Consider the following 21,601-nt stretch of genomic DNA (forward strand, 5'->3'; position numbering starts at 1 on the left):
TATGGTTTTATACTATAGTTTTATAGCAATGATATCTTCATGGCCAAGCCCGTTGGGTTTGGCCATAAAATTATTGTTATTTAACGAGATAGTAAGTAATAAAATATTCATATTCTATAACAGTCCTAAATTTCCTGCTCTAGGGCTAGCCCTATTTGGGTTTATTGTTTTCTTAATCTACCATTTCTTCAATATAAAAAAGCAGTTAGGCAATTTTATTGAAAAGGAAAAAGAGAACAATACTACTGACAAAGAGTACCTACTCTATTTCTTATTTTTAGGAATCACCGTTATATTAATAGAAATCATTAATGAGATATTTAAAGTAAGACCTGAGAGCTTGCTTATCATAAATACCTCAATTGGACTATCTCTTTTATTGTTCTATTTTATAACTACAAAAGTTGACTACTTACGTAAAAATGTGCAATATATCTTTATCACATTATTTTTACTCTTATTTAGTCATATAGTACGCAATGTTATAATTTACCCCAATGATACCATCCCCATAATTAGCTTTATTGTATCTTTTTACTTTTCATATAGCGTTTTAAAACCCATAAAATTATATTGGCTTTTTTCGGCTTTATTGTTCTTGTTTTTAATTGATGTAACAATATCACAGCTAGTTACTTTAAAAACATCCATCATTTTAATCAACTTTTCTCTTATCATATTTGTCGTTAATTATGTAAAATATGCAGTCTTATTAAACGAAAACGATAAATTTCGTTTTTCTAATGCAGTTGTACATAAGGGAAATTCGCTTACTATTGCAAGCAATCGTAAAGGAGAAATTTTATTTTGCAGTGAAACCATAACTAATATTCTTGGATATACCCCAGAAGAAGTCATGGGAATGGGATTTTGGAACCTTACTGAGGATCCTGAGTTTATTCCTGAGGAATACCATTTAAATTATACTGACGACAAACTCTACATTCGGAAATTAAAATGTAAAAACGGAGAATACAAACACATTCAATGGAAAGACAAAAAATTTTCTGAGGACTTAATAATTGGAATTGGACAAGATATTACAGAACAAATCAACACCAAAGATTTGTATAAAAATCTAATTCAATCAGCCACCGATTTAATTTTTGAAACCGACGATGATGGTAATTTTACTTTTATCAATGAATTTGCAATTTCAACGTTAGGATATTCTGAATCAGAAATTATTTCTCATAATTATTTAGAATTCATTCGACTAGACTACATCACTAATACGATGAGCTTTTATGAAAATCTAGAAGACAATCTCAAGAAAAAAGAAAGTGATTTTCCCGCTATAGAAATTCCTTTACTAACAAAAAATAGGGAAGAGTTATGGGTTTCTCTTAAAGTTATTATCCGCAAGAATGATTTAGGAGAAATAATAGGTTATGCTGGTATCGCAAGAGATATCACTAAACTGAAAAATATTGAAATTGAAAACAAAATCAGGCAAGAAAAAATCGAAGATTACAATACGGTATCCAAAAAATTGTCGACTACCAATTTTAGTAATTATAATGACATCGACAGTGTTGTTGAACTAATCATCAAAGAAGCTGCAATAGCTTCAAAAGCCAACCGAGTTAGTTATTGGAAATATACAGAAGACGCAATTACCTGTACAAACCTATACGGCACAGATAACCATAAACTTGACAAAAAAAGAGTCCTAAAAAAAGAAGCCTATCCGATCTATTTTAATTCTATAAAAAGTAAAGCTATAATTAATGCTCCAGACGTATTCAATCAATTAGAAATATCTGAATTTACAAAAGATACTTTCTTAAAGAATAATATTAAGTCAATGCTGGATGTCCCTATTTTTACAAATGGACAACTAACAGGTATTCTTTGTTTTGAATCTACTCCGAACAAAAGAATTTGGGATAATGAAGACATTAGTTTTGGTCGAACAATTTCAGATATTATTTCTCTGGCCGTTTCCTCCCAAATGAGATTAATAGCAGAGAAAAAACTAGAATTCAAGAGTCAGTTATTATCTGCACTGGCATTATGCACCGAAAAGTTTTTACTGAGTAAAAGCACCTCTAAAATGTTTGAAGAAACCTTTGACATAATAGGAAAAGCTACAAAAGTAGATCATATGTTTTATTATGAAAGAGATACCAATACAAATCTTGTAAGTCAAAAATACAAATGGGCAAGAAAAGGAATTATAAAGCAAATCACAAAACTAAGAGGTTTTAGCACCGAAAACTTACATGAAATATTTGCTCAAGCACAAAACAAAAAAATATTAAATACACTAACTTCTAAACTTAAAGATTCTTTTTTTAAGGAATTATTGATCGCTAATGAGATCAAGTCTATTTTGATTCTTCCACTATATATAAATGATGAATTCACAGGATTTATAGGATTTGATGATTGTACTAATGAGAAAAAATGGACCGAAGATGAAATTTATATCCTCCAGTCTCTTGCAAATAACATTTCTTCAACCTTAGAAAGAAATAGAAACGAAACTAGAATTCACGAAAGTGAAGAAAAATTTAAACTAATAGCCAATAACATTCCTGGTACGGTTTATTTATCAAAATTTGATGAGCTATCAACCAAAGTATTCCTAAACGACGAGATAGAAAATTTAACTGGATACCCAAAATCTGAGTTTCTAGAAAACAAATTATCTTTCCTTTCATTAATACATCCAGATGATAAAGAAAACATCATTAAAAGTCAGGTTTCCGATTTAAAAAGAGGGATACCAATACACTATGTTTACAGAATAAAAAGAAAATCTGGTGAATATATTTGGGTAGAAGAATTTGGTGATGTAATCAAAAAGGGAAATACTATTGATTTTGTTGGTGGAATTTATTTTGACATTACAAGCAAAAAAGAAACTGAAGACGCTATAAAAGCGAAACAATTGGCTGAGGCAGCAAATAAATCAAAATCTGATTTCTTAGCTAATATGTCTCATGAAATACGGACTCCTCTAAACGGTATTATTGGTTTTACCAATTTGTTGATGAAAACAAATCTTGAGGAGATTCAACAAAAATATATGATTACTGTTAATCAGTCAGCACAATCATTACTAAATATTATAAATGACATTCTTGATTTCTCTAAAATAGAAGCTGGAAAACTAGAGCTAAATATCGATCAATATAATATTAGAGAAATACTCAACCAAGTGGTCGATTTAATATTATACGAATCCAACCTTAAAAATCTCACATTAGAACTTAACATCAATGAAGACATACCAAGTTGCTTCTGGATAGATGTAGTTCGAATAAAACAGATTCTAATTAATTTACTCGCAAATGCAGTTAAGTTTACCGAAAAAGGTACTATAAAACTCAATGTAACGATACTAGACAGAATAAACGATACCTACACAATACGGTTCTCTGTTTCTGATACTGGCATCGGAATACTCGAAGAAAACAAGAAACGTATTTTTCAAGCTTTTTCACAAGAAGACAGTTCTACCACTAGAAAATTTGGAGGTACAGGACTTGGACTAACTATTTCGAACAAGCTACTCAGCTTAATGGACAGCCATTTAAAATTAGAAAGTAAAGTAAACGTAGGAAGTACCTTTTATTTCGACCTCGACATACAAAGCTGCGACATACATGATCCTGTATTTTTTGAAAACACAATTGAAGACAGCAACAATACAAACTATGTTTTAACAGAAGAGCAACTTGCCAAAGAAATAAAATTCCTGATCGTAGAAGACAATAACGTCAACAGATTATTACTAAGAGCTACTATAAAAAACCTGTTTATAAATGCTATCATATACGATGCTGAGAACGGTAAAGAAGCTGTTGAACTGTACAAAACGGTAGATCCAGATATCATATTCATGGACATACAAATGCCTGTTATGAACGGATATGAAGCTACCGTAGCGATACGTAAATTAAAATCAGGAAAAAAAATACCTATAATTGCTGTAACTGCTGGGGCAGAAAAAGATGAAAAGCAAAATTGTATCAATGCAGGAATGACAGGTTATATATCAAAACCAATCATTAAAGGAAGCATCGAAAAAGCCATAATCAAATCTATTATCTAAATGTTAAAGAAATAGAAGATTGAAACCATTATTTCGAAAAATATATATAAATTCGTGTATAGTAAAACTTGAACTAAAACATTAAAACCATATAATTATGAAATGGCAAGGCAGAAGACAAAGTGATAATGTTGAAGACAGAAGAGGAATGTCATCAGGTGGAAAAACTCTTGTAGGAGGTGGAATCATTGGTATTATAATTTTACTAGTGAATGTTTTTGGTGGTGAAAATGCGCAATTTATAACTCCCGTCTTAGAACAAATGCAAGGCTCTCAGCCGAGCCAAACCGAAGCTGCAGCACCATTAAGCAAAGAAGATGAAGAAATGGGCAACTTTGTTAGAGTGAATTTGGCCGACAATGAAGACATATGGGGTAAAATATTTGCCGAAAACGGAATGACCTATAAAAACCCAAAACTAGTACTTTTTAGAGGTTCTGTAGAAACTGCTTGTGGAGGTGCTACAGCAGCATCAGGTCCTTTTTATTGTCCGGGAGACCAAAAAGTATATATGGATTTAGCCTTCTTTGAGGAACTAAAATCTAGATTCGGTGCCGAGGGTGGGGATTTTGCAATTTCGTACGTTATAGCGCATGAAATTGGCCACCACATACAAACATTATTAGGAACATCGGCTAAAATGCGCAAAGCACAAGAAGGAAAAAGCGAAGCTCAAGCCAATAAACTATCTGTTGCATTAGAACTTCAAGCCGACTTTTACGCAGGAGTTTGGGCACATTACAATGAGAAAAACTTAGATTCAGGTGATATTGAAGAAGCATTGAGTGCTGCAAATGCTGTTGGTGATGACGCAATACAAAGCAAGATGCAAGGACGAGTAGTTCCAGACTCATTTACACATGGTACTTCAGAACAACGAATATATTGGTTCAAAAAAGGATTTAGTACAGGAGATATCAAACAAGGAGATACTTTTGCAGAGATTAGATAACAATGCCTCTTTTCTCCAAAGAAAGAAACAATTTAAAGCAGCTATTCTACAATAGCTGCTTTCTTTTTTTAGAGCTCATTATATAATTTGTATTTTATATAATGCTGCCTATATTGCCTAGCTAATTCATGATGATACTATTTTTAAAAAGTGGTTTTTTTCTTTTACCTCACACTTCTTTTTAAGTAGCATTTTTCAAGAAATATAAACGCACAAAAAAAGCCTCGAATAAATTCGAGGCTTTTGCTTTTGGGTGGATGACCGGGTTCGAACCGGCGACCCTCGGTACCACAAACCGATGCTCTAACCAGCTGAGCTACAACCACCATTTGCTTAGCGGTGGCAAAGATACAACTAAAGTTTAGTTGTGCAAGCAAAAAATAAAAAAATTTACAATAAATTTTCTAAACTATTGACTGCCAAACACCTCTCAACAGTAAATCCTTCAGCAAAATCTACCCCAACTAACCTACCTAGATCTTGTGCACGATAATTTAGGCTTTCAAGGAAGTTTTTACTCGTTATTGGAGTAGCAGGCTCCTTAGAATTTGCATCATAAAACTGCGAACCATACGCCAAAATAGATTCAATCTTCTTTTCAGTGAATCCTGTGATGTCTACAACGAAGTCTGGCTCTATATTTTTCCATTGGATATAATGATAAACTACTTTAGGACGCCATGCTGTTTGCTTCTCTCCATCAAGAGTAGTTCCTATTTTCATTAAACCAGATAAGAAACAAGCATCAGAAACTAATTTACTTCCTTTTCCATGATCAATATGACGGTCATCGATTGCATTACACAATACAATCTCAGGTTTATACTTACGGATCATTTTTATTACTTCTAATTGATGCTTTTCGTCATTAACAAAAAAACCATCACGCATTGCTAAATTCTCTCGCACAGAAACGCCCAATATGTTTGCTGCAGCTGCAGCTTCTAAATCTCTAAGTTCAGCAGATCCACGTGTTCCTAATTCACCACGAGTTAAATCTACAATCCCTACTTTTTTCCCTAGAGAAATCTCTTTTAAAATTGTTCCAGCACAACCTAACTCTACATCATCTGGATGTGCTCCAAAAGCTAATATATCTAATTTCATTCTTCTAATTATTTCAAGTTTTTATTGTTTCGGGTTTCAAGTTGCTGCTACAACTGAAAACTGTCAGTAAAAACTAATTACTTATTTTATATTCAAAACTCTTTTCATCGTCATCGACTTATTCACGCTTTCCTCCCACTCGTTTTCAGGAATACTCTCTTTTGTAATTCCGCACCCCATATATAAAACTGCTTCAGAATTGCGTATTTGCATGCTTCGTAAATTTACAAATAAATCAGAGCTTATCGAGTCAGAAGTAAAGCTACTATTTAATTCACCTAGAAAACCAGTATAAAAAGTCCGATTATAATTTTCATTTTCCAAAATAAAAGTTCGTGATTTCTTTTTAGGATAACCACAAACAGCAGGAGTTGGATGCAATAAATCAATTACTTCTTCTAAACTAGAATCTGTTTTTAAAGCTCCCGAAATATCAGTTTTAATATGCCAAATACTTCCCGCATTAGCACTATAAGGCTCAGTAACCTCAACCGAAGAAGCGACATCCTCTAATCTTTTTACAATAAAATCAGTAACATATTGCTGTTCGTCTTTTTCTTTTTGGTGCCAAACTACTTCTGTTGCCAAAGTAGCTTTTTGAGTTCCTGCTAAGGCAGTGGTTTCAAAAACATTCCCATTTGCTTTAAGCAATTGCTCAGGTGTTGCTCCCATCCAAAAACCAACTTCAGGATGAAAGAAACAATAAGCCAATGTTGTTGGGTATAAATTGGCTAGATTTTGAAAAGTTTCGATAAAATCAAAATCACTCAAAGAAACAATTTCACTACGTGATAAAACTACTTTTTTGAATTCCTCATTCTTAATAGCATTAACACCATTCTCAACTAATGCTTCAAATTGTTTTTTAGCCTCAGTATCAAAGTTCAAATTAACGACATCAACTAAACTTACAGACTTTGCTTCTAACTTGCTAGTACAAATTTCAGATTCATTTTCAGGAATAAGAACAATTTGTTTTTTATCAAAAGAAGCAAATACAAAACCTTTTTCTTTATAATCGACAACTTTATGCAACGTTTTATTTTGTTGCAACAAAGCAATAATTTCATCCGACTTAGGTTTCTTATAAAGCACAAAAGGCATATCCTGCTCTTTGTGTTTTTTAATTTTAGAAAAAAAATGATTCATGTCTGGACTACTTTTTTTGTCTATCTAAAACCATATTCGTCAGTTTACACAATGAAACCAAATTACCTTCTTCATCAGTAATTTTTATCTCCCAAAGGTGCAAGCTTCTTCCTTTATGGATAATTCGCGCAGTTCCATAAACAAAACCTTCACGAATACTTTTTAAATGATTTGCCGAAATTTCGATTCCGCGTACTTCTTGTAATTCAGGATTTATATAAAAAAAGGATGCTGCACTTCCTACACTTTCTGCAAGTGCTACTGATGCTCCACCGTGTAATAATCCCATTGGCTGATGAACAGCTGGATTTACAGGCATTTTGGCTACTAAAAAATCTTCTCCAGCATCTATATATTCAATTTTAAGCGTTTGCATCAAGGTGTTTTTAGAAAACTGATTGCAATGCTCTAATATTTGTTCTTTACTAAAATTCATTTGTTTGGCTTTAAAATGTAAAATTAAATAAAAGATAAGTCACAAAACAGGAAATACAATTCTAAATTAAAAATGATACGTTAATCGAATTACTTTTTTGCTATTTTTACATAAATTCTATTCAAATGCGTACTTTTTTTTTACTATTTACTATCGGAATACTTTTAGCTACAAGTTCATGTCGAAGTGATTTTGAAACCGTTGCCAGTACTGGAGATTTAGTTTTCTCAAAAGACACCGTGTATCTAGATACTGTTTTTACCAATATTGGTTCAAGCACCTACCAACTAAAAGTATACAACAAAAGCAAAAAAGACATTACGATTCCAACAATCAAATTAGGCAAAGGCTTAAGTTCAAAATACAGAATGACTGTTGATGGTATGCATGGAACTGATGGTAAAATCTTTAACAACGTAACATTGTTAGCCAAAGACAGCATGTATGTTTTCATAGAAACAACAGCAGCAATTACAGACGCAAATCCAACTGATTTTTTATATACCGATCAAATCCAATTTGATAGTGGTGCAAATCTTCAAAATGTAGAATTAGTAACACTCATCCAAGATGCAACTTTTTTATATCCAAAACATTTTGCCGATGGAACCACCGAAACGTTACCAATAGATGGCAAAGAAGTAGAAGGCTTTTTTTTAGAGGATAACGAATTACAATTTACAAATCAAAAACCATACGTCATATATGGTTACGCAGCTGTTCCCGAAGGAAAAACCGTTACGTTTGATGCTGGTTCAAGAGTTCATTTTCACTCCAACTCAGGGCTTTTAGTTAGCAAAAAAGCAAGTATTAATGTAAATGGAGCAATATCATCAACAGAAAAATTAGAAAAAGAAGTCATTTTTGAAGGGGATCGTTTAGAGCCTTTATATTCAGATATCCCTGGACAATGGGGAACTATCTGGCTTGCTAATGGAAGTACAAACAACACCATCACTAATCTGACTATTAAAAATGCAACTACTGGTTTGTTTATAGAAAATAGCGACCAAACTACGGTGCGTATTAAAAACACACAAATCTACAATTCTGTAAATCATGGTATTTTAGCACAAAACGGTAAAATAAAAGGCGAAAACATTGTAATAAATCGTGCAGGATTGTCAAGTTTAGCTTGTTTGTATGGTGGTAATTACGAATTTACACATTGTACTTTCAATAACAATTGGCAAAGCTCTCAACAAAGCACAGTTTCTCTTAGCAACACACTTGCAGGTGCGAGTCCAGAAACCAGAGATCTAACACAAGCTACTTTCAATAATTGCATCATTTACGGCTCAAATACCAACGAATTATCATTAGACAAAAAAAGCAATTCCGCTTTTGTGTACCAATTCAATAACTCATTAATTAAGCATAGTAGCACAAGCACAAACCCCGATTATCAATTCAATACAGATACCCAGCATTATAATGGGATTATACTAAATCAAGATCCAAAATTTTACAAAGTATCACAAAACAAATTTAATATCGAGGCAAATTCTAGTGCTTTCGCAAAAGGAAATCAGTCTTATATTATCCCGTTGGATATTATAGGAAACACCAGAACTTCTCCACCCGATTTAGGAGCTTACCAGAGTATGCCTTTCCCTAAATAAAACTCGCGAAGCCACAAAGCCTCAACAAACTAATATCTCATAGATATAGCTTACAAAAAACACAAAGAAACAAGGCAATAATTTAGAATAAGAAAAAAGCTGCAATAAATTAAACATCTCTTAACGCAAGGCATCCTAAAAATATGTAGATTTGTTTTAAAGTAAAACTAACCCATTCAAAATCAGTTTTTTGAAATAGTTTCACAAGCCCCTTTTTTAACCTTAAACCAATTAAATTATGAAGAAAATCTACTCTTCCCTTTTTCTATTGCTCTTTACTATTGCAACTTTTGCTCAAATTCCATCAGGATATTACAACACGGCAACTGGAACAGGTTACACCCTGAAAACTCAATTATACAATATCATTAAAGGACATACCGATAATGGATACGCTGGTTTATATACCACGTATCAAACATCTGATATTGATAATTTTTTCGAAAATGACGGAAGTGTCTTAGACATGTATTCTGAAAATCCATCAGGAACTGATCCGTATAACTATAGCATAGGAACGACACAAAGATGTGGTAATTACGTATCAGAAGGAGATTGTTATAACCGCGAACATATAATTCCACAATCGGTATTTAGCGAAAAAGCTCCGATGGTATCGGATGCACATTTCATCACACCTACAGATGGAAAAGTAAATGGAATACGATCTAATTATCCCCATGGAGTGGTAAATACACCAACATATATTTCTCAAAATGGTGGAAAACTAGGCGCCAATTCTACATCTGGGTATTCAGGAACTGTTTTTGAACCTATCAATGAGTTTAAAGGAGATATTGCTAGAATGTATTTTTATTTTGCAACACGTTATGAAAATACCGTTGCTGGTTATAGTTATCCTATGTTTGATGGTTCAGGAAACAAAGTATTTACTGCTGCTTTCTTGAATATTCTTTTAGCTTGGAATGCACAAGACCCAGTAAGTCCAAGAGAAATTGCAAGAAACAACGCCATTTATGCACGTCAGAATAATCGAAATCCATATATCGACCATCCAGAATATGTAAATCAAATCTGGAACCCATCTGCTGACACACAAGCACCAACAATACCAACAAGTTTAGCGAGTACTTCTAAAACAGCCACTACTATTTCTTTAAGCTGGACTGCATCTACAGACAATGTAGGAGTTACAGGTTATAACGTTTATACAAATGGTGTTTTAAAAACTACCGTAACAGGATTAACTGCTACCATAACAGGGTTGACAGCTGCAACAAGTTACAATATTACTGTCACTGCAAGAGATGCTGCAGGAAATACTTCAGCAGTAAGCAATACTATCACAGTAGTTACAGATACAAGTGGCGGACCTGGACCTGGAACTAACACTGACTTATTATTTACGGAATACATAGAAGGTTCTGGAAACAACAAAGCATTAGAAATCCTGAACTCAACTGGAAGTCCTGTAAATTTATCTAATTACAGCATCAAAAGACAAACTAACGGAACTGGTGCATGGAGCTCAGGACTTACTTTGAGCGGAACCTTAAATACTGGAAGCAAATTCACCATTGTAAATAATTTAATGGCATCAAGCTGTTTCCCGACAAGCTCAGCCAATCTTTCAACAACTGCCCCAGAACTTACCTTTAATGGAAACGATCCTGTAGGTTTATTCAAAAACGGTGTACTTATCGATATTATCGGAACTTTTAATGGTGGATCTGCAAACTTTGCTGTCGATGTAACTTTAAGAAGAAAATCAACTATCACCTCTCCGAGCACAACCTTTAACTTAAGTTCTCAATGGGATTCCTTTAGCGTTGATACTTGCAATAATTTAGGAAATAAAACTTTGGGGGTTACAAAAGAAAAGATCGTTTCAGATTCAAATGAAATCTTACTATATCCAAACCCTTCAAATGGTAATTTCTTTATCAGTTTCGACAATTCAAACGCTCCATATTCAATTGAAATAATTTCGGTAACAGGTCAAAAAGTGTTCGAAAAACAAAGCACAACACAACAATCTATAGCTGTAAGTAATCTTCCAAAAGGATTATACGTAATAAAAGTGATTAAAGAGGAAAAAACTCTCATTAAAAAGATAATAATCAACTAATTAAAAATTAGACAATCAATAATTAAAAAGTAGCAAATTGCTACTTTTTTTTTTGATCTTAATTAACTAAATTTGCAACTAAATACAACAAACTACACAACACAATGATTCATTTCTTTGAAAACCAAAGCAAAACTGTTTTTGCAGTACAAACGCAAAACGAAATTTCGGCTCAAGACATTTCAAAATTAAACTGGCTTTTTGCCAACTCCAATAAAATAGAAAAATCCGTACTAACGGATTTTTTTGTTGGTCCTCGTGCCACTATGATTACCCCTTGGAGTACCAATGCTGTAGAGATTACTCAGAATATGGGGATTTCTGGCATCATCAGAATTGAAGAATTTTATCCGGCAACTTCTGATTTTTCAGATTTTGACCCGATGCTTTCGCAAAAGTATACTGAATTGAATCAAGAAATCTTCACTATCAACGTACAACCAGAAGCAATTTTGGATATCGATGATATTGCTGCTTACAACAAAACCGAGGGGTTAGCTTTAAGCCAAGAAGAAGTAGATTATTTAGACAATCTAGCGATTAAACTAGGACGTAAATTAACTGACTCTGAAATTTTTGCTTTCTCACAAGCGAATTCTGAGCACTGTCGTCACAAAATTTTCAACGGAACTTTTGTAATTGATGGAGAAGAAAAAGAAACGTCTTTATTCAAATTAATCAAAAAAACATCTCAGGAAAACCCTAACGATATCGTTTCGGCTTACAAAGATAACGTAGCTTTTGTAAAAGGACCACGCGTACAACAGTTTGCTCCAAAAACAGCCGACAAACCTGATTTTTATGAACTAAAAGAATTTGATTCTGTTATTTCATTAAAAGCCGAAACACATAATTTCCCTACAACTGTGGAGCCTTTTAACGGTGCTGCAACAGGATCGGGAGGAGAAATTCGTGACCGTCTTGCAGGAGGACAAGGTTCATTGCCACTAGCAGGAACTGCTGTTTATATGACATCTTACTCACGTTTAGCAAAAGACCGTGAATGGGAAAATGCTGTTGACGAAAGAAAATGGTTGTACCAAACTCCAATGGATATCTTGATAAAAGCTTCAAATGGAGCATCAGATTTTGGAAATAAATTTGGTCAGCCATTAATTACAGGTTCCGTTTTAACTTTTGAACATGAAGAGGATAACCGCAAAATTGGTTACGATAAAGTAATCATGCAAGCTGGTGGAATCGGTTACGGAAAATTAGACCAAGCCATAAAAAAGAAACCACAAGAAGGAGATAAAATCGTTATTCTTGGTGGAGAAAATTATAGAATTGGAATGGGTGGAGCTGCAGTTTCATCTGCAGACACAGGAGCTTTTGGTTCAGGAATTGAATTAAATGCAATCCAACGTTCTAACCCAGAAATGCAAAAACGTGCTGCCAATGCCATTCGTGGTTTGGTAGAAAGCGATAACAATCCAATTGTATCTATTCACGATCACGGGGCTGGAGGACACTTAAACTGTCTTTCAGAATTAGTAGAAGAAACTGGAGGTTTAATCGACTTAGACAAATTACCTGTTGGTGACCCAACACTTTCTGCTAAAGAAATAATCGGAAACGAATCTCAAGAAAGAATGGGATTAGTAATTGGTCAAAAAGATATTGATATCCTACAAAGAATCGCTGATAGAGAGCGTTCTCCAATGTATCAAGTTGGGGATGTTACTGCTGATCACCGTTTTACTTTTGAATCTAAATCGACTGGAGTAAAACCAATGGATTATGCTCTTGAAGACTTCTTCGGAAGTTCTCCAAAAACTGTAATGACCGATAAAACTATCGATAGAAATTATGCTGCTGTAGCTTATACTGCAACTGATTTCGAAAATTATTTGCAAAATGTTTTACGTTTAGAAGCTGTAGCATCTAAAGATTGGTTAACAAACAAAGTAGACCGTTGTGTAGGTGGAAAAGTTGCCAAACAACAAAATACAGGACCATTACAATTGCCTTTAAACAATTGTGGTGTAATGGCTTTGGATTATTTAGGAAAAGAAGGAATTGCAACTTCTATTGGGCATGCTCCTATTGCAGCTTTAATTGATCCCGTTGCTGGAAGTCGTAATGCTATTGCAGAGTCATTATCAAATATTGTTTGGGCTCCAATCAAAGGTGGAATGAAAGGAATTTCGTTATCTGCAAACTGGATGTGGGCTTGTAAAAACGAAGGTGAAGATGCTCGTTTATATGCTGCTGTAGAAGGTTGTTCTGAATTTGCTATCGAATTAGGAATCAATATTCCAACAGGAAAAGATTCTCTTTCAATGAAACAAAAATACCCAAATGATGAAGTAATTGCACCGGGAACGGTTATTATTTCAGCAGGTGGAAATTGTACTGACATTAAAAAAGTAGTAGAGCCTGTTTTACAAAGAAATGGTGATTCTATTTATTATATCAATTTATCACAAGATGCGTTCAAATTAGGAGGTTCTTCATTTGCACAAATCAGAAACACAATAGGAAACGAAACATCAACTATAAAAAATGCTTCGTTCTTTAAAAATGCATTTAATACAATTCAGGAATTAATAGAAGACAATCAAATCCTTGCAGGACACGATATCGGAAGTGGTGGATTAATCACTACTTTATTAGAAATGTGTTTTGCTGATGTGAATTTAGGAGCTAAAATTGATTTCTCTGCTTTCGCTGAAAAAGATCTTTTAAAAATTCTTTTCGCAGAAAATATCGGAATTGTTTTCCAAGCAAAATCTGATTCAGCTGTTGAAGCTAAATTAAACACAAACAATATCGAATACTTCAAAATTGGAGCTGTAACAACTACAGAAACTTTAGAAGTTGGAGATTGGTCTTTAAACATTCCAAAATACAGAGACATTTGGTTTGAGACTTCTTATTTATTAGATCAAAAACAATCTAAAAACGGAAGAGCTCAAGCACGTTTCGAAAATTACAAAAACCAAGTTTTAAACTATACATTCCCAGCACATTTTACAGGAAAAAAACCAGTAATCGATGCTTCGAAGCCAAAACCAAAAGCAGCTATTATTCGTGAAAAAGGAAGTAATTCTGAGCGCGAAATGGCAAATGCAATGTACTTGGCTGGTTTTGATGTAAAAGACGTTCACATGACCGATTTAATTTCTGGTCGCGAAACACTTGAAGACATTCAGTTTATTGGTGCAGTTGGGGGATTCTCTAATTCAGATGTTTTAGGTTCTGCAAAAGGTTGGGCTGGAGCTTTCTTATATAATGAAAAAGCAAAAACGGCGCTGGATAACTTCTTCAAGAGAGAAGACACACTTTCAGTAGGAATCTGTAACGGTTGCCAATTGTTTATGGAACTTGAAGTTATTAATCCAGAACATGAAGTACACGGAAAATTGCTTCACAATGAAAGTAACAAACACGAAAGTATCTTTACTTCAGTAAAAGTACAAGAGAACAACTCAGTGATGTTATCATCACTTGCAGGAAGTACACTTGGAGTTTGGGTTTCACATGGAGAAGGAAAATTCAATTTGCCATTGGCTGAAGAAAACTACAATATCGTATCTAAATATGCTTACGAAGGATATCCTGCAAATCCAAACGGATCTGATTATAACACAGCAATGATGTGCGATAAAACAGGTAGACACTTAGTAATGATGCCACATATTGAGCGTTCTACTTTCCAATGGAACTGGGCGCATTATCCAAAAGACAGAAACGATGAAGTTTCTCCTTGGCATGAAGCTTTTGTAAATGCAAGAAAATGGATTGATAAAATCTAATTTTTACACCTATACTAAAAAAACTCATTCGTAACTGAATGAGTTTTTTTTTATTAAGTAAGACAACTCTCATGCACAAAGAGCAATACAAAAAACACAACAAGTTAATTCTCAATACTTCTCATTTCAGGCATAAAAAAGATAAAATTAGTACACTGATTTTATCTTTTTTTTTGAGCTGATTTTATTAGTTTTGGCCCTCTGTATAAAAAATACCCCTATTTATTATGCATCAAAAACGAATAAAATAATACCCTAAATACAATCTTAATGAAAATCAAAAACCTACTTTTTGTAACCCTTACGCTTTGCCTAACTAATGTTTATTCTCAAATAAAAACTAGTAAAATAATTGCCAACAATCAAGAACGTTTCATTACTACAACTATTGCATATCCTATAAATGGTATCTATTTATATGATGGAAAAAAAGAACCAATTACTCAGCTAAATACAAATGGAACTGGCGTTTATCAATATGAAGATTTAACTAAAAAAAACATCACTTGGGGAATTGAATGTTCTGAGGTTGGAATACCTATATTTAAAGAAGGATTTGATAGTGCCTCTTATTCCCTTTGGTACAAAACCAATGACAAAGAAGACAATGAATGGATTCATGCTCAATTCTCGATTCATTTCAATAAAAAGAAAATGTATATTTCGGGAGAAAGAGTAAAAGAATATATCGAAGAAATAAAAAAATCTTAAATAACATAAGATTTAGCCCATTTGTATCTTTATAAGAAAAAAAAACAGCTATAACTAACACATATAAGGCATTTTAACTCAATAATGAAAATTGGTTCTCTAAACAAAAAACAACATTATAACATTACAAATCACCAACATAAACAATATAAAATATACCGCATAAAGAAATCGATTTCGTAATTTAAAATAAATAAAATTAAAGTTTTCATATTTAATTTATTAAAAAGAAAAATTAACGATAAATTTTATTAATTTGCGGTAAAATTCAATCTAAACGCCATGGTTACAATTACGAGACTTTTTGATTTTCCTTATTATCAGAAAGAGAAATACAATAAAAAAGATGCTTTAGTTACCAAACGTAATGGTGTTTGGGAGAAAACCTCTACTGAAGAATATATTGCAAAAGCCAATGCCGTTTCTCGCGCATTATTGCGAATGGGAATTCAAAAAGATGATAAAATTGCCTTAATCACTTCTACAAACAGAACGGAGTGGCATATCATGGATATTGGAGTTTTACAAACTGGAGCACAAACTGTTCCTGTTTATCCAACTATATCTGAAGAAGACTACGAATATGTTTTGAATCATAGTGGTAGTAGTTATTGCTTTGTTTCAGATAAAGAAGTCTTGGACAAAGTATTAGCCATTAAACAAAATGTACCAACGCTAAAAGAAGTTTATACTTTTGATGAAATCGATGGAGCTAAAAACTGGACTATTTTATTGACCGAAGGAGCTGACGAAAGCAACCAAAGTGAAGTTGAAGCTAGAAAAGATAGTATTGTTACCGAAGATTTAGCTACAATAATATATACATCAGGAACTACAGGACGTCCTAAAGGCGTAATGCTTTCGCATAAAAATATTGTTTCAAATGTACTAGATAGTGCACCAAGAATTCCTTTTGAACCAGGTCAAAGTGTAGCCCTAAGCTTCCTTCCTATTTGCCATATTTTCGAGAGAATGATATTATACATTTATCAATATTATGGTATCTCGGTATATTTTGGAGAGTCTATTGATAAGTTAAGTGATAACCTAAAAGAAGTTAGACCAAATGTAATTACTGCTGTTCCTAGACTTCTTGAAAAAGTATATGATAAAATTTATGCTAAAGGAGCTGATTTAACTGGAATCAAAAAGAAATTATTTTTCTGGGCTATCAACTTAGGTCTAATATATGAACCATACGGAGCAAATGGTTTTTGGTATGAGTTTCAATTAAAAATAGCACGTAAATTAATTTTCAGTAAATGGAAAGAAGGTTTAGGTGGTAATATCGATTTAATGGTTTCTGGAAGTGCCGCTTTACAAACAAGATTAACTCGAGTTTTTGCAGCAGCAGGAATTCCAGTTATGGAAGGTTACGGACTATCTGAAACTTCACCTGTAATATCTGTAAATGATACTAGAAACAGAGGATTCAAAATTGGAACTGTTGGAAAACCAATTCAAAATGTAGAAGTTAAAATTGCCGAAGACGGAGAAATTCTTTGTAAAGGTCCTAACGTAATGATGGGCTACTACAAAGATCCTGAAAAAACTGCAGAAGCTTTACAAGATGGATATTTCCATACAGGAGATATTGGTGAAATCGACAGCGAAGGTTTCCTTAAAATTACAGACCGTAAAAAAGAAATGTTCAAAACTTCTGGAGGTAAATATATTGCTCCTCAGATGATTGAAAACATGATGAAGCAATCTCGCTTTATTGAGCAAATTATGGTTATCGGTGAAGGCGAAAAAATGCCAGCAGCTTTTATCCAACCAAACTTTGAATTTGTAAAAGAATGGGCTAAAATTCACAAAATAGCATTAGGAAATTCTAATACAGATATCATTACAAATGTACAGGTTATCAAACGTATCAATGAAGAAGTTGAAGCTGTAAACGAAAAATTTGGTCACTGGGAAAAAATCAAACGTTTTGAGCTTACTCCAGATGTTTGGTCTATCGATGGCGGACAATTAACACCAACTTTAAAACTGAAACGTAAAATAATCAAAGAAATTTACGCACCACTTTATAAGAAAATCTACGGCGAATAAAATACAATCGCCTGTAATTGCACATAATAGATTTAAAAGTTTAGTATTTAGCTAATAGATAGCAAACTGTAAATCTTAATATTGAACACAAATTCCACTTATTAATACCTATTAATTCGTGGAATTTTTTGTAATAACACAATTTGGTATTAGTCTATAAAAACGAAAAATCATGAAAGTAAAAATCATCATTTGTTTCTTAAGTATTCTCTTATTTTCTAATTGTAAAGAAGAAAGTAAAACCGATCCCGTCAAAGCAAATTATTTAGATTTCTCTAAACGAGATGATCAGCTTACTGGCGGTATAAAGATGATTCCCATAACTACACCTGTTGGAAAATTTAAAGTATGGACAAAAACTGTTGGTAACAATCCAACTATAAAAGTTTTACTATTACACGGTGGTCCGGGACTTACCCATGAATTATATGAATGCTTTGATGGCTATTTTCCCAATGAAAGTATCGAGTACATTTATTACGACCAACTAGGCTCTTATTATAGTGACCAACCTACCGATTCTAGTTTATGGACTAATGCCCGCTTTGTTGAAGAAGTGGAACAAGTACGAATTGCATTGGGATTAGACAATTCTAACTTTTATATCCTAGGACAATCTTGGGGCGGAATCCTTGCCATGGAATATGCTTTAAAATATCAGAAAAATTTAAAAGGCCTTATTATCTCCAATATGATGGCGAGTGTTCCTGAATATAATAAATATGCAAAGGATGTTCTCGCGCCACAAATGGATCCTAAAGTGCTAAAAGAATTACAGGATATTGAAGCAAAGAATGATTTTCAAAATCCAAAATACAGTGAACTTCTTTTTAAAAATTATTACACGCAACATATATTAAGAATGCCACTTGAAGAATGGCCAGAATCCATAAACAGATGTTTCAAACACATTAACCCAAACGTATATGTCTATATGCAAGGACCAAGCGAATTTGGGATAACCGGAAATGCTACTTTGAAAGATTGGGATATAAAATCAAGACTAAAGACTATTACAGTTCCTACTCTAGCAATTGGTTCTAAATATGACACTATGGATCCAGAACACATGAAATGGATTGCTAACGAGGTTCAAAATGGACGCTTTTTGTTTTGTCCTAACGGAAGTCACCTTTCTCAATATGATGACCCTAAACATTACTTTCCTGGTGTAATCAAATTCCTGAGAGATGTAGATAATGGAACTTTTAAAAAAGGATAATTTTTTCAATTCTAAAATAAATAAAAAACCACGAATGTATAATTCGTGGTTTTTGTTTTTAATCCATTAATAATTGAGTAACTGCCGCTGAATTAATCGCCCAATTTGTATCGTAAACCTCATCAGCATTCGTTGTTTCTACAATTTCCAAACCTTGCGCTTCGGCTTTAAGAACTAACAAACTACCAATACTTAATTTACTACTCAATTTAGACAATAATGCTTTTACTCCTTTGTAATCTAATCCTTGTACAACTTGACCTCCAAAAGTCATCTCTAACCAAATAATTTCTTTTTTGGCTACATCCAAGACTCCAAAGACCAAACCTTTCGTAACATTTTGTGTCACTCTCACTTGATGATCTACACAAGATGGATCATAAGCAACCCCTGATCTTTCGGATATTTTCATAGGGTGTTTACTATTCATCCAACCAACAATTAAATTTGGAGTGATACTCCCATTACTATAGGCATTGCATGTAAAAGTTACAAACTTAGCATTTGCTTCCGCTAATTCATGAATGTTTATATTGATATATTCAGCAGTACCAATTTTATTCGGAATACTTCTGATATCACCACTATGCTTACATCCTACAGTTTCTAATCGGCTAAAAGAGCAAATATCTGCACTGTTCTCATATGCAATATGACAGCTTAAATCCATATCCAAATGTTGAGCAGGTAAATCTTTTCCCCATTGCATAAACAATCGTACTTCGTTACCTTCAATTGGAAAACGTGTTCCCATTAAAGCAACTGGTAAATCCTGAACACTTTCACTTCTATCTCCTATCGCAACAGGAATATTAAACAATTGTGGATCGATATAAATTGTTTTATTAGCATTCGGAATAACTGCAAATCTTTTCGTCATAGCCAAAATACACATATCCTCAATTTGTTTTTTCATAGCCTCCAATTGCTCCTCATCATACAATGATAACAACTGATTTGGTTCAATTCTTTTATTAGTACCCCCTAGTGGTTTCACACTTCTTTGAATTGTTTTATCAAAATAATTTTGAGCATACATATTCAAGGTAAAAACCAAACGTGCTGGCACTTTATCAATAATTTGATTAAAATGCATAACTGTTTCGTTAGCACCAAACCAAAGCATATTCGAAAATAATGAGCGAGCAAATAATCCTGGTCTTTGTTTTAACAAAGCAAACGTTTTATCTGCATCCAATTTCAACCGAAAATGATTCAGCTTTCCTTGCCAAACTTCATAGGTTTGGTTATAAAAAGTATCCAATAAGACTGCTAATTTTTCAAAACCTTTTCTTTTGCTATATTCTGGCAAACGCAATGCTCGGATAAAACGAACCCACATTCCTCGTTTTGGATGCATGATTTCGCAAGCAACCTCAGCACTCATTTCAAGATTATTTAACCAATCAGCAACCATCAAACATTCTTTTCTAGAATATTTAAGTTTTAAATTCTCTTTAGCAAGCAATTTAGATTTAGCACTCGTATCCAAAAAACTAGCCAAATGTTGATTATTTTTCTCTACTCTTTGTATAATTATCTTTGGATCTATAATCTGCAATAAATTAGTTTTCTTGTACCATAAATATCTCAAAATATCTGTTGGTGATTTAAAATATTGTGATGCTTTTTCAGCTTGACCTTCTTCAATTAATGCATCAATAACAAGCATCAACGTCTCTTTCATCGCAATGGCAACATCTGGCAATGGCAAATAAGCAATCAACCCTTTTAAGCTTTCTATTTGTGTAGCATCCAAAGCAGTTTTTGAGGTTAACAGAGAAATGAAGAAATCATTCAATTCATTTTCAGACCATAATTCCAACACCTTAAGTTTACTTCCTTGACCGTAATTTTCAATTTTTCCAAACTCAAATGGAGTTCCGCAAAAAGGACAACCATTATATCGTTCTAATGGAAAAGTCCCATTAGGAATAATATGCCCACACTGTAAAGTAACTCCCTTACTCGATTTGAAAACATTTGCAAACAAAGTAGCGACATGATCAATAACAGATTCACCAGTAGGAACATCCCAACCTTTCACTAATGGAGTCCAATTTTTATCTGTACCTAATACCGACTGCAACGTTGTTAAAACCGCTGCTTTATAATTTGGATTAACATTGTTTAACTCCTGTAATAATACTTCTGAAAATGTAAACCCTAGTTTTGAAACATTAGCAACCAACATTGATGTTGATCCAGATAAAGTTTTAGAATTACCTACAACCAAATCTTGAGGGATATAAATAGCATTTTGACGTAAACTGATTTGTAATAATGTTTTTGTTTTCATTTTTTAATATTTTAATAATTAGATAATTGTGTTTCTAGTTCTACCCAAAAGATTTTTGAAGTAAGAAACACTTGACCTTAAATTTGAGGATAATAGATTAACTAGTTCAAAGTGACAGTTTGGTGGGTTTCCCCT

The 21,601-nt window shown here is 33.2% G+C and carries 12 protein-coding genes and 1 tRNA gene; 8 read left to right on the forward strand and 5 right to left on the reverse strand.

Going from position 1 to position 21,601, the window contains the following annotated elements:
• Position 1 precedes the first annotated feature (1 nt).
• Both LNQ49_RS05775 and ypfJ read left to right on the forward strand, forming a co-directional pair.
• Positions 2-4,063, forward strand: a complete 4,062-nt coding sequence (locus tag LNQ49_RS05775) for a PAS domain S-box protein (RefSeq protein ID WP_229987732.1) — start codon at positions 2-4, stop codon at positions 4,061-4,063.
• Between the two features lie 97 nt (positions 4,064-4,160).
• A complete protein-coding gene (ypfJ, locus tag LNQ49_RS05780) occupies positions 4,161-5,015 on the forward strand; it encodes a KPN_02809 family neutral zinc metallopeptidase (RefSeq protein WP_229987733.1) in 855 nt (284 codons plus the stop codon).
• Between the two features lie 252 nt (positions 5,016-5,267).
• Here the strand turns inward: ypfJ and LNQ49_RS05785 are convergent.
• From LNQ49_RS05785 to LNQ49_RS05800, 4 genes are all read right to left on the reverse strand, one after another.
• Positions 5,268-5,341 (reverse strand) — tRNA-His (locus LNQ49_RS05785).
• A 64-nt stretch (positions 5,342-5,405) separates the two neighbouring features.
• Complete coding sequence (gene bshB1 / locus LNQ49_RS05790) at positions 5,406-6,122, reverse strand: bacillithiol biosynthesis deacetylase BshB1 (protein WP_229987734.1); 717 nt, start codon at positions 6,120-6,122, stop codon at positions 5,406-5,408.
• Positions 6,123-6,203: 81 nt separating this feature from the next.
• Positions 6,204-7,271, reverse strand: a complete 1,068-nt coding sequence (locus LNQ49_RS05795; RefSeq protein ID WP_229987735.1) for a chorismate-binding protein — start codon at positions 7,269-7,271, stop codon at positions 6,204-6,206.
• A gap of 7 nt (positions 7,272-7,278) precedes the next feature.
• A complete protein-coding gene (locus LNQ49_RS05800; protein ID WP_229987736.1) occupies positions 7,279-7,707 on the reverse strand; it encodes a PaaI family thioesterase in 429 nt (142 codons plus the stop codon).
• A 125-nt stretch (positions 7,708-7,832) separates the two neighbouring features.
• Here LNQ49_RS05800 and LNQ49_RS05805 point away from each other — a divergent pair, with 125 nt between their 5' ends.
• From LNQ49_RS05805 to LNQ49_RS05830, 6 genes are all read left to right on the forward strand, one after another.
• The gene (locus tag LNQ49_RS05805; protein WP_229987737.1) at positions 7,833-9,329 is read left to right on the forward strand and encodes a right-handed parallel beta-helix repeat-containing protein; all 1,497 of its coding nucleotides are present in this window, start codon (positions 7,833-7,835) and stop codon (positions 9,327-9,329) included.
• A 238-nt stretch (positions 9,330-9,567) separates the two neighbouring features.
• A complete protein-coding gene (locus LNQ49_RS05810) occupies positions 9,568-11,418 on the forward strand; it encodes an endonuclease (RefSeq protein ID WP_229987738.1) in 1,851 nt (616 codons plus the stop codon).
• A 104-nt stretch (positions 11,419-11,522) separates the two neighbouring features.
• Positions 11,523-15,176, forward strand: a complete 3,654-nt coding sequence (gene purL / locus LNQ49_RS05815; RefSeq protein WP_229987739.1) for a phosphoribosylformylglycinamidine synthase — start codon at positions 11,523-11,525, stop codon at positions 15,174-15,176.
• Between the two features lie 270 nt (positions 15,177-15,446).
• Positions 15,447-15,887, forward strand: a complete 441-nt coding sequence (locus tag LNQ49_RS05820; RefSeq protein ID WP_229987740.1) for a hypothetical protein — start codon at positions 15,447-15,449, stop codon at positions 15,885-15,887.
• 282 nt (positions 15,888-16,169) lie between these two features.
• Positions 16,170-17,945 (forward strand): AMP-dependent synthetase/ligase, encoded by a 1,776-nt coding sequence (locus LNQ49_RS05825; RefSeq protein WP_229987741.1) that lies wholly within the window; start codon positions 16,170-16,172, stop codon positions 17,943-17,945.
• 172 nt (positions 17,946-18,117) lie between these two features.
• Positions 18,118-19,167 (forward strand): proline iminopeptidase-family hydrolase, encoded by a 1,050-nt coding sequence (locus tag LNQ49_RS05830; RefSeq protein ID WP_229987742.1) that lies wholly within the window; start codon positions 18,118-18,120, stop codon positions 19,165-19,167.
• Between the two features lie 58 nt (positions 19,168-19,225).
• Here the strand turns inward: LNQ49_RS05830 and LNQ49_RS05835 are convergent, their stop codons facing one another.
• On the reverse strand, positions 19,226-21,466 hold the full coding sequence (locus tag LNQ49_RS05835; RefSeq protein ID WP_229987743.1) for an RING finger protein: 2,241 nt from the start codon (positions 21,464-21,466) through the stop codon (positions 19,226-19,228).
• Between the last annotated feature and the right edge of the window lie 135 nt (positions 21,467-21,601).

The sequence above is a fragment of the Flavobacterium pisciphilum genome, assembly GCF_020905345.1.
GTDB lineage: Bacteria > Bacteroidota > Bacteroidia > Flavobacteriales > Flavobacteriaceae > Flavobacterium > Flavobacterium pisciphilum.

What these genes read in the sequence shown, in the direction of transcription:
- LNQ49_RS05810 (WP_229987738.1), top strand. Translation starts at nt 9,568, where the DNA reads ATGAAGAAAATCTACTCTTCCCTTTTTCTATTGCTCTTTACTATTGCA.
- ypfJ (WP_229987733.1), top strand. Translation starts at nt 4,161, where the DNA reads ATGAAATGGCAAGGCAGAAGACAAAGTGATAATGTTGAAGACAGAAGA.
- LNQ49_RS05795 (WP_229987735.1), bottom strand. Translation starts at nt 7,271, where the DNA reads ATGAATCATTTTTTTTCTAAAATTAAAAAACACAAAGAGCAGGATATG.
- LNQ49_RS05775 (WP_229987732.1), top strand. Translation starts at nt 2, where the DNA reads ATGGTTTTATACTATAGTTTTATAGCAATGATATCTTCATGGCCAAGC.
- purL (WP_229987739.1), top strand. Translation starts at nt 11,523, where the DNA reads ATGATTCATTTCTTTGAAAACCAAAGCAAAACTGTTTTTGCAGTACAA.
- bshB1 (WP_229987734.1), bottom strand. Translation starts at nt 6,122, where the DNA reads ATGAAATTAGATATATTAGCTTTTGGAGCACATCCAGATGATGTAGAG.
- LNQ49_RS05830 (WP_229987742.1), top strand. Translation starts at nt 18,118, where the DNA reads ATGAAAGTAAAAATCATCATTTGTTTCTTAAGTATTCTCTTATTTTCT.
- LNQ49_RS05820 (WP_229987740.1), top strand. Translation starts at nt 15,447, where the DNA reads ATGAAAATCAAAAACCTACTTTTTGTAACCCTTACGCTTTGCCTAACT.
- LNQ49_RS05800 (WP_229987736.1), bottom strand. Translation starts at nt 7,707, where the DNA reads ATGAATTTTAGTAAAGAACAAATATTAGAGCATTGCAATCAGTTTTCT.
- LNQ49_RS05805 (WP_229987737.1), top strand. Translation starts at nt 7,833, where the DNA reads ATGCGTACTTTTTTTTTACTATTTACTATCGGAATACTTTTAGCTACA.
- LNQ49_RS05835 (WP_229987743.1), bottom strand. Translation starts at nt 21,466, where the DNA reads ATGAAAACAAAAACATTATTACAAATCAGTTTACGTCAAAATGCTATT.
- LNQ49_RS05825 (WP_229987741.1), top strand. Translation starts at nt 16,170, where the DNA reads ATGGTTACAATTACGAGACTTTTTGATTTTCCTTATTATCAGAAAGAG.